The sequence below is a fragment of the Hungatella sp. genome, assembly GCF_046966825.1.
On sequence record NZ_JBKVCZ010000166.1, the window covers coordinates 1 to 13481 of the forward strand.

At 51.3% G+C, this 13481-nt stretch carries 13 protein-coding genes and 1 pseudogene; 11 read left to right on the forward strand and 3 right to left on the reverse strand.

Annotated features, from left to right (window positions below; translation table 11 throughout):
- A partial coding sequence (locus ACLTD4_RS29780; RefSeq protein ID WP_412331788.1) for an AraC family ligand binding domain-containing protein occupies positions 1 to 227 on the reverse strand: 227 nt, incomplete at its 3' end.
- Positions 228 to 403: 176 nt separating this feature from the next.
- Between ACLTD4_RS29780 and ACLTD4_RS29785 the strand changes: the two genes are divergently transcribed.
- The 4 genes from ACLTD4_RS29785 (at position 404) to ACLTD4_RS29800 (ending at position 6026) form a co-directional block, all read left to right on the forward strand.
- On the forward strand, positions 404 to 2986 hold the full coding sequence (locus tag ACLTD4_RS29785) for a glycoside hydrolase family 3 protein (RefSeq protein ID WP_117621780.1): 2583 nt from the start codon (positions 404 to 406) through the stop codon (positions 2984 to 2986).
- A 263-nt stretch (positions 2987 to 3249) separates the two neighbouring features.
- Positions 3250 to 3585, forward strand: a complete 336-nt coding sequence (locus ACLTD4_RS29790; RefSeq protein WP_117621781.1) for a DUF3784 domain-containing protein — start codon at positions 3250 to 3252, stop codon at positions 3583 to 3585.
- Positions 3582 to 4508 (forward strand): haloacid dehalogenase-like hydrolase, encoded by a 927-nt coding sequence (locus ACLTD4_RS29795; protein WP_181988722.1) that lies wholly within the window; start codon positions 3582 to 3584, stop codon positions 4506 to 4508. Before ACLTD4_RS29790 ends, ACLTD4_RS29795 begins: the two co-directional genes overlap by 4 nt.
- Before the next feature lie 147 nt (positions 4509 to 4655).
- Positions 4656 to 6026 carry a sodium-dependent transporter gene (locus ACLTD4_RS29800; protein ID WP_055660268.1) on the forward strand — a complete coding sequence of 457 codons (1371 nt, stop codon included), beginning with the start codon at positions 4656 to 4658 and terminating at the stop codon, positions 6024 to 6026.
- Between the two features lie 104 nt (positions 6027 to 6130).
- Here ACLTD4_RS29800 and ACLTD4_RS29805 read toward each other — a convergent pair whose 3' ends face one another.
- Together ACLTD4_RS29805 and ACLTD4_RS29810 are read right to left on the reverse strand one after the other, a co-directional pair.
- A complete protein-coding gene (locus tag ACLTD4_RS29805; RefSeq protein ID WP_117621851.1) occupies positions 6131 to 6853 on the reverse strand; it encodes a ThiF family adenylyltransferase in 723 nt (240 codons plus the stop codon).
- Positions 6843 to 7277: an RrF2 family transcriptional regulator gene (locus ACLTD4_RS29810; protein WP_002600497.1), complete on the reverse strand. Its 435-nt coding sequence runs from the start codon at positions 7275 to 7277 to the stop codon at positions 6843 to 6845. The genes ACLTD4_RS29805 and ACLTD4_RS29810 overlap by 11 nt, the downstream gene beginning before the upstream one ends.
- Before the next feature lie 170 nt (positions 7278 to 7447).
- Here ACLTD4_RS29810 and ACLTD4_RS29815 point away from each other — a divergent pair, with 170 nt between their 5' ends.
- The 7 genes and pseudogenes from ACLTD4_RS29815 to ACLTD4_RS29845 all read left to right on the forward strand — a co-directional run.
- On the forward strand, positions 7448 to 8005 hold the full coding sequence (locus ACLTD4_RS29815; protein WP_055660270.1) for a DUF2007 domain-containing protein: 558 nt from the start codon (positions 7448 to 7450) through the stop codon (positions 8003 to 8005).
- Between the two features lie 222 nt (positions 8006 to 8227).
- Positions 8228 to 9682, forward strand: coding sequence for a glutamate--tRNA ligase (gene gltX, locus ACLTD4_RS29820; RefSeq protein WP_117621782.1), 1455 nt, complete (start codon positions 8228 to 8230; stop codon positions 9680 to 9682).
- Positions 9683 to 9764: 82 nt separating this feature from the next.
- Entirely contained in the window at positions 9765 to 11609 is a 1845-nt protein-coding gene (locus ACLTD4_RS29825) for an ATP-dependent helicase (RefSeq protein ID WP_055660985.1), read from the forward strand.
- Positions 11610 to 11622: 13 nt separating this feature from the next.
- Positions 11623 to 12147, forward strand: a complete 525-nt coding sequence (locus tag ACLTD4_RS29830) for a cob(I)yrinic acid a,c-diamide adenosyltransferase (protein ID WP_055660983.1) — start codon at positions 11623 to 11625, stop codon at positions 12145 to 12147.
- Between the two features lie 107 nt (positions 12148 to 12254).
- Positions 12255 to 12599: a DUF1292 domain-containing protein gene (locus ACLTD4_RS29835; RefSeq protein WP_002600492.1), complete on the forward strand. Its 345-nt coding sequence runs from the start codon at positions 12255 to 12257 to the stop codon at positions 12597 to 12599.
- 99 nt (positions 12600 to 12698) lie between these two features.
- A complete protein-coding gene (yedF, locus tag ACLTD4_RS29840; protein WP_117621783.1) occupies positions 12699 to 13349 on the forward strand; it encodes a sulfurtransferase-like selenium metabolism protein YedF in 651 nt (216 codons plus the stop codon).
- Positions 13346 to 13481, forward strand: a pseudogene (locus tag ACLTD4_RS29845) (DNA-deoxyinosine glycosylase); the annotation flags it as partial. The gene yedF and the pseudogene ACLTD4_RS29845, both read left to right, overlap by 4 nt.

Genomic DNA, 13481 nt, shown 5'->3' on the forward strand with positions numbered 1-13481 from the left:
GTCTGTGTCATATGAAGTTCGTTGGAATTGATGACCAGCAGGCTTCCCGGCTCCGGCTGGTACGTTTCTGCCTGGATGACTGCCGTCAGCCGCCCATCGATCAGGCACAGGATCTCTAAGTATTCGTGCCAGTGAGCCGGTATGGTCATGGGCATACAATGGACGAGCTCCAGTTTTGCCGGCAGATTGATGTTCTCGGAAACTTCTTCGTGAATGATGTGGTCCATCCTGCGTTCCTTTCTCTGTTGTATATCAATAGTGACAGGAATATCTGTTTTTATTCTACTAAAAGTTTGCGATTATATCAATATCAACCTATAAAAGGTTAAAAAAGTATCTAGCGGCCGTTGAGGCAATCGTGCATAATAGAGAAAAACAGACAGATATCATTTGGAGGTCAGATATGAAGTTAAAAAACAGGACATTTACCGGTTCCACATCAGACGCAGTAACGAAAAGAGAGCAGGAAAACAGGGAGATCGCCCGCAGAGCGGCTTCTGAAGGATTTGTACTTTTAAAAAATGACGGCCATCTGCTGCCGCTTGCTGCAAAGGGAAAAATCGGGCTTTACGGAGCAGGGGCAGTCAAGACCATAAAAGGGGGCACCGGCTCCGGCGATGTCAATGAGCGGGACTGTGTTTCCATTTATCAGGGGTTAAAGGCCGCAGGCTATGAAGTGACCAGCGATGCATGGCTCTCCTCTTATGAGACCATTTACGCGGATGCAAGACAGGCCTGGAAAGAGGCAGTCCTGGATAAACTGAAACAGTATGACGGCAACTTTTTCCAGGCGTACTCCACCACACCGTTTGTTGTTCCATGCGGCAATACGATTGACGAGGAGGCTGCAAAGGCGGATGGAGCCGATACCGCGGTATTTGTGCTCAGCCGTATTGCGGGGGAAAATGCGGATCGTCACGATACGGAAGGGGATTACTTCATCACAGAAGAAGAAAAAGCGCTTCTGAAACAGGTATCTGCTTCCTATGACAACGTAGTTCTCGTTATCAATACGGGAGGTCTGATTGACCTGGCCTTTACTGAGGAGTTTGCAAATATAAAATCCATCGTGCAGTTCATGCAGGCCGGTCAGGAAGGCGGTTCGGCGTTTGCGGATATCATTTCCGGCACCGTAAATCCAAGCGGAAAAATGACGGATTCCTGGGCTTATACCTACGCAGATTACCCCAATGCCCAGACCTTTAGCCATAAGAACGGCAACATAGAGACGGAGAAGTACGAAGAGGGAATTTTCGTCGGATACCGTTATTTTGATACCTTCGATGTGCCGGTTCGTTACGGCTTCGGCTTCGGATTGTCCTATACGGAATTTTCCGTTGTGGGAACCGGAATCAGCGCTTCCGGTCTGGGTACAGACCAGCCGAAAATCTCGGTTACGGCTTCCGTGAAGAATATCGGACATACGTATGCCGGAAAGGAAGTTGTGGAAGTCTACGTATCCTGTCCGCAGAATGATATGCCAAAAGAGTTCCGCCGTCTGGCCGGATTCGGAAAGACCGCGCTTTTATCTCCTGACGAGACCCAGGATTTAACGATTACCTTCCCACTGTATCAGCTGGCCTCCTATCATGAAGATAAGGCGGCATGGATCCTGGAGGCGGGTACATATGGCATCTGGGTGGGGAATTCCCTGGAAGCCTCCAGCTTATCCGCTACGATCTGTCTCGATGCGGACGCCGTGATGGTGCAGTGCGAAACGATCTGTGAGAGAAAGGAAGACTTAACGGAACTGGTGCCGGATGCCGGTAAGATGAAGGCAAAAGAGGAAGCGTGGAAGAGTCTGGCGGAATCCTTAAAGCTTCCTGGCATATCGGTCTGTGCGGACCAGATTGTGACAGAAACCGCCGTATATCCGGAACACTTAGGCGTGACGGAAGGAAAAGCAGGAGAGATCGTGAGCACCTTATCCGAGGAACAGCTGATTGCACTTGCCACAGGCGATCCTGGAAAAGGCCAGGAAAGCGCCCTTGGCTCCGCGGGACTTACGGTGCCGGGAGCTGCAGCTGAGACATCCTCCGCTGCAATAGATTCTCCATGGAACGTGGCCAGCATGGTACTGGCAGACGGACCTGCCGGTTTAAGGCTCCATAAGACGTATCAGGTAGTGGACGGTATGATCAAAAAAGGCGGGTTCCTCCAGGCCTTTGAGGGCGGCTTCTTTGCCGAACCGGAAGATATGGAAGGCACAACCTACTATCAGTACTGTACCGCAATCCCGGTCGGTACGCTTCTGGCACAGACATGGGATGTCAGTCTTCTGAAGGAAATTGGGGAGATGATCGGCCGTGAGATGGAACTGTTTAACGTGACGCTGTGGCTGGCGCCAGGCATGAATATTCACCGGAATCCGCTCTGCGGCCGGAACTTCGAATACTATTCCGAGGATCCGCTTCTGTCCGGTATGATGGCGTCCGCAATCACTCTCGGGGTTCAGAAGATTCCGGGATGCGGAACTACGATCAAGCATTTTGCCTGCAACAATCAGGAGGATAACCGTATGGGGTCTGATTCTGTCCTTTCCGAGAGAGCGCTGCGCGAGATCTATTTAAAGGGATTTGAAATCGCAGTGAAGAATTCGCAGCCCATGTCGATTATGACGTCCTACAACCAGATCAACGGCGTCCATGCGGCAAATTCCTACGATATCTGCACAAAGGCAGCCAGAGACGAGTGGGGCTTTGCAGGCGCAATCATGACAGACTGGACCACCACCACTGCCTCCACCGCAGGCGTATGCACGGCCGCGGGCTGTATGCGGGCAGGCAATGATATGGTAATGCCGGGCGTGAAAGCAGACCATGACAATATCCGTCAGGAGCTGAAGGAGGGAACACTGGAGCCTGGAGCACTGCAGAGATGCATCTGCAATACCGTGAGTCTGGCGCTGCAGTCCAACCAGTATGAGGACGCAGTCAGCTATGGCAGCCAGTTTGATGGGCTGGGGACATATATGACGGTGGAATAATATAACAGGAGTACGAAACAGGAACATAATACAGGAACATAATACAGGAACATGATATGATAGAGCCCCGGACCGCAAATGGTTTCGGGGCTTTTGCGCGGCGTCAGGTAAAGTAAGGTAGATGGAATTTTACAGAGATGATATGGACGGAAATAGTTGCCTGGCTGTTGCAGTATATGAAACAGGCTATGCAAAATAATTGTATTATGGGGATTCTTCCTTTATAATAGTATCAAGTATTAATATAAAGGGGGCGGGGATGTATGGATTTTATTTTTCTGTTTACGGGTATGATATGTCTGGGGGAGGCAGTTTTCATGTTTCTGGGGAAGGACATGCTGATTTTTAACGGAACGACATTTAAACAGAAGGACTACGATATGAAACGTCTTTCCAGGGTGGAAGGGGTGCTGTTTCTCGTGGATGCGGCCGCCTGTCTGGCACTGGGGGCGTTTCAACTGGAGATGGGATATCAGATGGTCTGTCTCGGTATCGTGTTTGTTACGCTTCTGTTTCACGGAAGGAATTTCAGCAGCGGGAAATATAAGGTGAAGCACGGGAACCAATCATTTCCAACGGGAAAGGAGAAAAAGCAGTGAAACGTTTTTTAAATTGCAATGCATCGGATTTTGAGAAAATGAACGGAAAAGAACTGGTGGAATCCATTGCCTCCAGCGAGGGACGGGTGCTGGTCTGTGAGACCATCGGAAATTTACAGCCCATGCTGGGAGATGTGAGCAATGCGGAGCTGGCCGCGGCCATGGGCGCCGATGTGATTCTGTTAAATATCTTTGATGTGGATAACCCTGTAATCAACGGTCTTCCGCCTGTTGACAAAGGGGATCTGATCCGGAAGGTGAAGGAGCTGACCGGGCGTCCTGTGGGTATCAACCTGGAGCCAAAGGAACAGGGCGTGGAAAGCTCGGTGGAGGCGGACTCCATGTGGGGAATCACGGGTGGCCGTCTGGGAACGCTGGAAAATGCGAGGAAGGCGGTCGATATGGGTGTCGATTTCATCGTCCTGACAGGGAATCCGGGTGTCGGTGTCACCAACCGGGCCATCGAGGAGACGCTGGCGGTTTACCGGAAGGAATTCGGTGACACCATTGTCCTGGTGGCCGGAAAGATGCATGCGGCGGGAATTCTCTCTGAGGCGGGAGAGAAGATCATCACGCGGGAGGATGTGAAGCTGTTTCGCGAAGCGGGAGCCGATGTGATTCTTATGCCGGCTCCGGGGACGGTCCCGGGAATTACCATGGAGTATATCCGGGGGCTGGTCTCCTGTGCTCATGAGCTGGGGGCTCTGACGCTGACGGCGATAGGAACCTCTCAGGAGGGCTCAGATCCGGCTACCATCCGGGAGATTGCGCTGATGTGCAAGATGACGGGAACGGATATGCATCACCTGGGAGACGCCGGATACGGCGGCATGGCACTGCCTGAAAATATCCTGGAATATGGAAAGGTGATCCGCGGAGTGCGCCATACGTACCACCGGATGGCGGCTTCCATCCGGCGTTAGAAATGGTATCGTATACAGTATAATATGAAGTAGCCACAACAGAGATTCTGTGCTATAATGGTACAGAATCTTTGCCGTTTTGGTCAGAAGGAAGCTGATTCTGGCTGATCCGGCGGATCGAATTTAAACAACCAGGAGAGAAAGAGTATGGGGAGAGAAAAATTTTCATCCCGGCTGGGCTTTATTCTTATTTCAGCGGGATGCGCAATCGGACTCGGCAATGTATGGCGTTTTCCATACATCGTAGGCCAGTACGGCGGCGCGGCATTCGTATTAATTTACGCGGTATTCTTAGTGATACTGGGCCTTCCGATCGTAGTCATGGAATTTGCAGTGGGACGGGCAAGCCAGAGAAGTGTGGCGCTGTCCTATGATGTGCTGGAGCCAAAAGGAACGAAGTGGCATTACGCCAAATATCTGGGCATGGCAGGAAATTACATCCTGATGATGTTTTACACCACGGTCGCCGGTTGGATGATCTTATATTTCTTCAAGATGGCCAAAGGTGATTTTACGGGGCTGGATGCTGCCGGTGTCGGCGCGCAATTTGAGGGAATGCTGGCAAATCCGGTTCTGATGGCTGTATTTATGATTCTTGTGGTAATCGGCTGCTTCGCGGTCTGCGCGAAGGGGCTGCAGGGCGGCGTGGAAAAGATCACCAAGGTGATGATGGTGTGCCTGCTGGTACTGATGGTGATTCTGGCGGTACACTCGGTCATGATGGACAACAGCGGACCGGGACTGGAATTCTATTTAAAGCCTGACTTCGGAAAGATTCAGGAAGCCGGACTGGGAGAAGTAATCTTCGCAGCCATGGGACAGGCGTTCTTTACGCTGAGCCTGGGAATCGGCGCCCTGGCAATTTTTGGAAGCTATATCGGCAAGGAGCGCAGCCTGATGGGCGAGGCGATTTCCGTTACGATTCTCGATACCTTCGTAGCCTTTATGGCCGGACTGATCATTTTCCCTGCATGCTTTGCGTTCAGTATTGAACCGGGCCAGGGACCGAAGCTGATCTTTGTGACACTGCCGAATGTATTTAATAATATGGCGGGCGGAAGACTGGTGGGATCGCTGTTCTTCCTGTTTATGTCATTTGCGGCTGTATCCACGGTTATTGCCGTGTTCCAGAATATTGTGTCATTTGCCACGGATTTGACGGGCTGCACCATCAAAAAAGCCGTACTGTGCAACATGGCTGCAGTTATTTTGCTTTCCCTGCCGTGTGTGCTGGGATTCAATCTGTGGAGCGGCTTCATGCCATTCGGCGAAGGCAGTAATGTTCTGGATTTAGAGGACTTTATTATCAGCAACAACCTGCTTCCTCTGGGAAGTCTTATCTATCTGGCCTTCTGTACCACAAGATACGGCTGGGGATTTGAGAATTTTATGAAGGAAGCCAACGAAGGAAAGGGAATTAAGTTCCCGAGATGGGTGAGAGGATATGTGACATTTGTCCTGCCTCTGATCGTACTGGTAATCTTTATCCAGGGGTATATTGCCAAGTTCTGGAGTTAAGAAATGGAAGCGTTTGAGAGGCCGGGATATAATGAGCGGCCCTTAAATGCTTCCGTTTTTTTTGTTTTACATATTTGTTTGCAGCAGGATTTACTGTCCTGCGTCTAATTCTTCCCTGTCAGCCCGCGTATCACTTCCCCTGCGATGAGGAGACCCGCGACTGGGGGAACGAAAGAGACGCTGCCTGGAACGGCGCGCTTCGAGGTGACTTCTGTGCTGGTTTCCAGCGGCTTCAGCGGTTCTTCCCTGGAGTATAGGACTTTCAGAGAAGTGATGCCCCGTTTCTTCAGTTCCCGGCGCATGACTTTGCAGAGCGGACAGACCGATGTTTTCGATAAATCCGTGATTTCAAACAGTTCCGGGTGAAGCTTGTTGCCGGTTCCCATAGAGGCAATGAAAGGGATTTCGTGGCCTATGGCGTATTGGGCCAGGGCCAGCTTGGCTGTGACGGTGTCGATGGCATCTATGATGTAGTTGACTTTACAGGGAATCTGTTCAAACAGATTTTCTATGTTATCGGGCAGGACAAAGGTCTCAAATGCAAATACCTCTGCCTGTGGATTCATGTCCAGAATCCGCGTCTTCATGACCTGAGTCTTGTACAGGCCGACGGTACTGTGATAAGCGATGCTCTGCCGGTTGATGTTGGTGATCGAGACGGTGTCGTTGTCGATCAGGACGAGACGGCCGACGCCTCCTCTGGCCAGGGCCTCGATGCAGTGGGAGCCCACTCCGCCGACGCCGAAGACGGCGACACAGGAGCCTGCCAGCTTTTCCATGGAGTCCTTTCCAAGAAGGAGTTCGCTCCGTGAGAATTCATGAATCATGACTGTCACCATCCAGTTTCTTCTGTTCTTCCACCAGATCGGCGAGCGTAATGCTGTCTACAACCCCGTTAATCGCCTGATCCAGCTGTTTCCACACGGTTAAGGTAGCGCAGTGGCCGGAACGCACACACTGGTTTAATTCGTCCTCCATACACGCTACAGGGGCAAGGCTGCCCTCGGTGAGACGCAGGATCATGCCAACCGTATAATCGGCAGGTTCCTTCGTCAGATAATAGCCGCCCTGGGCGCCTCTCATGCTCTTAACATAGCCGGCGCGGCTTAAAATCGTCACGATCTGTTCCAAATATTTGTCTGATATCTGCTGGCGTTCGGCTACCTGGTTGATTTTTGTACATTCACCCGGATGCAGAGCGAATTCCAGCATCATACGAAGGGCATACCGTCCCTTTGTCGAGATTTTCATGGTGTCGTTCTCCTTCCTATCATTCTTATCTGTTTAGTAGGATATAAAGTATTTTACACGATGCGGAGACAAATGTAAACAGTTTTTATATACAGGGATTTTATGGTATAATGGATGAAAAGAATGGCCGCCTGTATGCCGAAAGTGGCCCGGAAAGGGAGGTATGTGCTATGACGATGAAGTGTCCCAATTGCGGCGCGGAGTTTTTCGATGGAAGAGAGGTATGCACGGACTGCCAGACCCCACTAGTCAAAAAAGAGGAGGGGAAAAACGGTAATGCGGAATTTGGGTCTGAGGGTGTCGATGTGGAGATGCTGACGACGGTCAGCGATCACATCGAGGCGAAGCTGCTGCAGGGAATATTGGAGAATCATGGAATTCCATCGTACTCCGTGGATGAGGAGAGCGGCGAATATATGAGGGTCTACATGGGCTACTCGATTTTTGGGGAAAAGATCTATGTGCGCGCCTCCGATCTTTTGGCTGCCCAGGGATATCTGAAGGAGTGGGAGAGCATGAAGGAGGACGCGGAGGTCGATGAGGATTATGTGGTTGCTGAGGATTCGGAAGCGGAGGGAGATTTGGACGATGACGGAGACTCGGAAGAGGAGGAGGGTGAAAACGGCTGGAGGAATCCTCTGATTTTAAAGGACAGGCGTCTGGCGGCGATTATTATTATCGCAGCGGTTATTCTGGGTATTATTTCTGTGTTCCCGCCGATTCCGTAAGGGAAGAAAAAATTGGGGACAGCTTAACAGGAGCTGTGTACAACTGCGATCCTTTTATTCACAGCCATAATGATCCTTAGGATTATTACGGATTTCCGCCGGTTCCATATACGGCGGAGGAACCGGTGATTTCCCGCCAAATTTCGATGAAATGATTGTTTTTTCCAGTACTTCGTTATATAATAGGGTACGCGTAAAATAATAATTTAGGAGTGTGCCAAAATGAGCAAAGTAAGAACGAGATACGCACCGAGCCCTACGGGACGCATGCATGTCGGCAATTTAAGGACCGCGTTGTACGCATTTTTAATTGCAAAGCATGAAGACGGAGAGTTTCTTCTCCGTATCGAAGATACGGATCAGGAACGGTATGTGGAAGGTGCTGTCGAGATTATCTATAGAACGCTTGAGGAGACCGGACTGATTCATGATGAAGGCCCGGACAAGGATGGCGGCGTGGGCCCTTACGTTCAGAGCGAGCGTCAGGCTTCCGGTATTTACCTGGAGTATGCGAAGCTGCTGGTGGAAAAGGGCGAGGCGTATTACTGCTTCTGTACGCAGGAGCGTCTGGATTCTTTAAAGCAGACGGTGGAAGGCCAGGAGATTATGACCTACGACAAGCATTGCCTCTCCTTATCCAGGGAAGAAGTGGAGGCCAATCTGGCAGCCGGCATGCCTTACGTCATCCGCCAGAACAATCCAACCGAGGGAACTACCACGTTCCACGATGAGATTTACGGTGACATCACCGTGGACAACTCCGAGCTGGACGATATGGTACTGATCAAGTCGGATGGATACCCAACGTATAATTTTGCCAATGTAGTCGATGACCACTTGATGGGAATCACCCATGTGGTCCGCGGCAATGAATACCTCTCCTCCTCACCGAAGTACAACCGTCTCTACGCCGCTTTCGGCTGGGACGTTCCGGTATACGTGCACTGCCCGCTGATTACGAACGAAGAGCATAAGAAGCTGAGCAAGAGGAGCGGTCATGCGTCCTACGAGGATCTGATCGAGCAGGGTTTCATCTCCGAGGCTGTAGTGAACTACGTGGCACTGCTGGGATGGTCTCCGGTGGACAACCGTGAGATTTTCTCTCTGGCAGAGTTAATAAAGGAATTCGATTACCATAATATCAGCAAGTCTCCGGCCGTATTCGATATGACGAAGTTAAAATGGATGAACGGCGAATATATGAAGGCCATGGAGTTTGACCGGTTCTTTGAGATGGCGGAGCCGCATATCAGGAAGGTCATCACGAAGGATCTCGATTTAGAGAAGATCGCCGTCATGGTGAAGACGAGAATCGAGATTTTCCCGGATATTGCAGACCATATCGACTTCTTTGAGGCGCTTCCGGAGTACGATTCGGAGATGTACGTTCATAAGAAGATGAAGACGAATAAGGAGACCGCTCTGACGGTTCTCACAGAAGTTCTGCCGATCCTGGAAGCACAGGAGGACTTCAGCAACGACGCCTTATATGCGGCGCTGTCAGCGTATGTGGCGGAAAAGGGCTATAAGACCGGCTTTGTGATGTGGCCGATCCGTACGGCGGTTTCCGGCAGGCAGATGACACCGGCAGGCGCTACGGAGATTATGGAAGTGCTTGGCAGGGAAGAATCCATTGCAAGGATTCAGACGGGAATCGAACTGTTAAGCCGTCAGTAAAGAGAAGATATAAGGGTTTAGAGCGTGTCTGACCAGACGTTTCAGACGCGCTCTAATTCCCTCTGAGAGAAGGGAAATCCGGATGAGTTCAGAAGTAATATTTGAAGGTGCACAGAAGGCGGCGGTGACTCACGATAAGGGTCCCATGCTGGTGCTGGCCGGTCCGGGTTCGGGAAAGACATTTACCATAACCCACCGGATTAAGTATTTGACGGAGGAATGCAGAGTGAATCCGTCCAGTATCCTGGTCATCACCTTTACGAAGGCGGCGGCCACGGAGATGAAAGAGCGATATGAGAGTCTGTGCGGCGGGGGACCGTCATCTGTCAGTTTCGGCACATTTCATGCCATATTTTTCCGAATCTTAAAATTTGCATACAGGTATGACGCGCGCAACATTGTGCGTGATGAACAGCGGATGCAGTACATCAGGGAACTGATCGAGACAAACCATGTTGAGGTGGAGGATGAAGCGGAGTTTGTGAGCTCCATTTTGTCAGAGATCAGCTCCGTAAAAGGGGAAATGATCCACTTGAACCACTACTATGCGAAGAACTGTTCGGAAGAGATATTTAAGAAGCTGTATTCGGGCTACGAGGAACGGCTGAGGAGAGCGAATTTAATCGATTTTGATGATATGCTGGTCATGTGCTACGATCTGTTTAAGGAGAGGAAGGACATCCTTGGCGCATGGCAGAGGAAATATCAGTACATACTGGTAGATGAGTTTCAGGACATCAACCGGGTTCAGTATGAGATCGTGCGGATGCTGGCGGCGCCTGAGAACAACCTGTTTATTGTGGGAGACGACGATCAGTCCATCTACCGGTTCCGCGGCGCGAAGCCGGAGATCATGCTGGGCTTTGAGAAGGACTATCCCGATGCCGAGCGGGTTCTTTTAAATATCAATTTCCGCAGTACGAAGGACATCGTGGATACGGCGGGTAAGCTGATTGCCCATAATAAAACGCGTTTTCCGAAGGAGATCATCACGAAGCAGGGCAGGGGAAAGCCTGTGGTTACGAGAGTCTGGAAGGATCCGCAGGAGGAGACGCTGGAGATCGTCCACGAGATCACGGATTACACCGGAGCCGGATATGCCTGGTCCGATATCGCAGTCCTGTACCGGACGAATCTGGGGCCGCGTCTGCTGATCGAGAAGCTGATGGAATACAATATCCCCTTCTGCATGAAGGACGCCGTGCCGAATCTTTACGACCACTGGATTGCGAAAAATATCATCGCCTATTTAAATGCCGCTGCCGGTGATTTAAGCCGCGCCTGCATTCTCTCGGTGATTAACCGCCCGAACCGGTACATCAGCCGGGACGCACTGGAACTGCCGGTGGTGAGCTGGGAGGCGGTCAAGTCCTTTTATCAGGACAAAGGCTGGATGGTGGAGCGGATCGAACAGCTGGAATACGATCTGAAATTCCTGAGGCAGCTGGCGCCTGCCGCCGCGGTGAATTACATACGCAAAGCGGTGGGATATGACGATTACATCAGAGAGTACGCCGAGTACCGCCGTATGAAGCCGGAGGAGCTGTTCGAGGTTCTGGACCAGCTGGCGGAGAGTGCCGCGGGATTTCAGACGGTGGAGGCATGGTTCGCCCATATGGAGGAGTACGCCAGGGAACTGAAGCTTCAGGCACGTTCCAGGGAGAAGCGGACGGAGGGCGTTTCTCTGATGACAATGCACAGCTCGAAAGGGCTGGAGTACCGGATTGTGTATATTCTCGATGCCAATGAAGGCGTCACACCGCACCACAAGGCGGTTCTGGACGCGGATATGGAAGAGGAGCGGCGCATGTTTTACGTCGCTATGACGAGGGCGAAGGAGCGGCTCCACGTCAATTACGTGAGCGAGCGGTACAGTAAGAAACAGGAGGTGTCCCGGTTTGTAAAGGAGTATCTGGGACGGGAGTAGAAAGGAGCATAACATGGATTCGCGTGTACACATCTATTGCGGCGAGGGAAAGGGAAAGACGACGGCCGCCGTCGGACTGGCCGTCCGCGCGGCCGGATGCGGCAGAAAGGTATTGCTTACCCGGTTTTTAAAGACCGACCATTCCGGTGAGGTGGCGGCGCTGGGGCTGATACCTGGAATTTCGGTCACACCGTGTGAGAAGAGCTTTGGATTTTTCTTCCGTATGACGGACGAACAGAAGAAGGAGGCGGCGGTGTATTACACGGAGCTGCTGGATATGACGCTTAGGAAAGCGGTGGATGGCGCCTTCGATCTGCTGGTTCTCGACGAGATCATGGCAGTCATGAATTATGGTCTGGTGCGGGAAGAGACGGTGAGAGATTTTATAACCGGACGTCCCTCCGGCCTGGAGGTTGTGCTGACCGGGCGCGGGCCGTCGGAGGAACTGATTTCCCTGGCGGATTACGTGTCAGAGATCCAAAAGATCAAGCATCCTTACGATCAGGGGCTCCAGGCGCGAGAGGGAATTGAATATTAATTATGTAGAAATCCCTTGATTTTTATACCATAGTCTGATAGAGTGGAAAGAGACGAAATAGTCGTCAAAAGAATAGAAAAGAACATTACAAAAAGAGAGGTATCGACATGGCACAGGATCCGAATTTAGACCAGGAGAACATGGAAGAGCAGGAGGAAATGACCGTTACACTGACTCTGGACGATGGTACAGAAATCGAGTGTGTGGTACTCACCATTTTTACGGCCGGCGAACGCGATTACATTGCTCTGCTTCCGATGGAAGGTGCTGAGGCGGAAGAGGGAGAGGTTTACTTATACCGTTATTCCGAGTCAGAGGATGGACAGCCGAATCTGGAGAATATCGAAGATGATGACGAATATGAGATCGTAGCCGATGCATTTGACGAATTGCTGGATGATGCGGAGTACGATGAACTGGTAGGCGAAGACGAGACAGAAGAAAACGAATAAAGAGGCTGGGCTATTGTCTTCGGATAATAGCTCTTCTTTTTTTGCGGCGTTATATGTGACGTTTTTAACGGCATACCAGACGGCCGGAAAGGAGATAATATGAAGAAAATCGTTGATGCAAAGGGACTTCCCTGCCCCCAGCCTGTGATTAAGGCAAAAGAGGTGCTGAAAGAGATGACGGAGGGAACCGTCGAAGTTTTGGTGGACAATGAGATCGCCGTACAGAATTTAATGAAGCTGGGCGGCTATTTTGGACTGAAGCCGGTATCGGAAAAGCTCTCAGAGGAAGAATTCCGGGTGAGCTACGATGTCACGGAACGGAAAGCGGCAGATCCTCAGAAGGAGGGAAAAACCGCCAATGGGGATGCGGAAGCAGACGCGAAGGCGGAAGCCTGTAGTCCGGATGCCAGGAGGAAGGGCCAGGTCGTGGTGATTTCCTCGGACTGTATGGGAAGCGGGGATGATGAGCTGGGAAGGCAGCTGATGAAGGGCTTTCTCTATGCACAGACCCAGCTGGACGTGCTGCCCGATACGGTCCTGCTCTATAACGGCGGTGCAAAGCTGTCGGCGGAGGGATCGCAGTCTGTAGAAGATTTAAGGAGTCTGGAGGCGCAGGGAGTCGAGATCCTTACCTGCGGCACATGCCTGAACTTTTACGGCCTTTCCGAGAAGCTGGCGGTTGGCAATGTCACCAACATGTACGATATCGCCGAGAAGCTGTCCGGGGCCAGCTCCGTGATCCGTCCATGATGCAGAAGAAAAACAGAGAGGAGACAGTCGTTCACACCTTCCAGCCGGTATACGACGAAAACTCCAGAGTTCTCATGCTGGGCACCATGCCGTCTCCGAAATCCAGGGAGCAGGGCTTCTACTACGGTCATC

Excerpts from the sequence above, each read along its gene's own strand:
- ACLTD4_RS29790 (WP_117621781.1), top strand. The coding sequence starts at position 3,250 with ATGGATTTTATTTTTCTGTTTACGGGTATGATATGTCTGGGGGAGGCA.
- gltX (WP_117621782.1), top strand. The coding sequence starts at position 8,228 with ATGAGCAAAGTAAGAACGAGATACGCACCGAGCCCTACGGGACGCATG.
- ACLTD4_RS29805 (WP_117621851.1), bottom strand. The coding sequence starts at position 6,853 with ATGATTCATGAATTCTCACGGAGCGAACTCCTTCTTGGAAAGGACTCC.
- ACLTD4_RS29800 (WP_055660268.1), top strand. The coding sequence starts at position 4,656 with ATGGGGAGAGAAAAATTTTCATCCCGGCTGGGCTTTATTCTTATTTCA.
- ACLTD4_RS29835 (WP_002600492.1), top strand. The coding sequence starts at position 12,255 with ATGGCACAGGATCCGAATTTAGACCAGGAGAACATGGAAGAGCAGGAG.
- ACLTD4_RS29810 (WP_002600497.1), bottom strand. The coding sequence starts at position 7,277 with ATGAAAATCTCGACAAAGGGACGGTATGCCCTTCGTATGATGCTGGAA.
- ACLTD4_RS29825 (WP_055660985.1), top strand. The coding sequence starts at position 9,765 with ATGAGTTCAGAAGTAATATTTGAAGGTGCACAGAAGGCGGCGGTGACT.
- yedF (WP_117621783.1), top strand. The coding sequence starts at position 12,699 with ATGAAGAAAATCGTTGATGCAAAGGGACTTCCCTGCCCCCAGCCTGTG.
- ACLTD4_RS29785 (WP_117621780.1), top strand. The coding sequence starts at position 404 with ATGAAGTTAAAAAACAGGACATTTACCGGTTCCACATCAGACGCAGTA.
- ACLTD4_RS29815 (WP_055660270.1), top strand. The coding sequence starts at position 7,448 with ATGACGATGAAGTGTCCCAATTGCGGCGCGGAGTTTTTCGATGGAAGA.
- ACLTD4_RS29830 (WP_055660983.1), top strand. The coding sequence starts at position 11,623 with ATGGATTCGCGTGTACACATCTATTGCGGCGAGGGAAAGGGAAAGACG.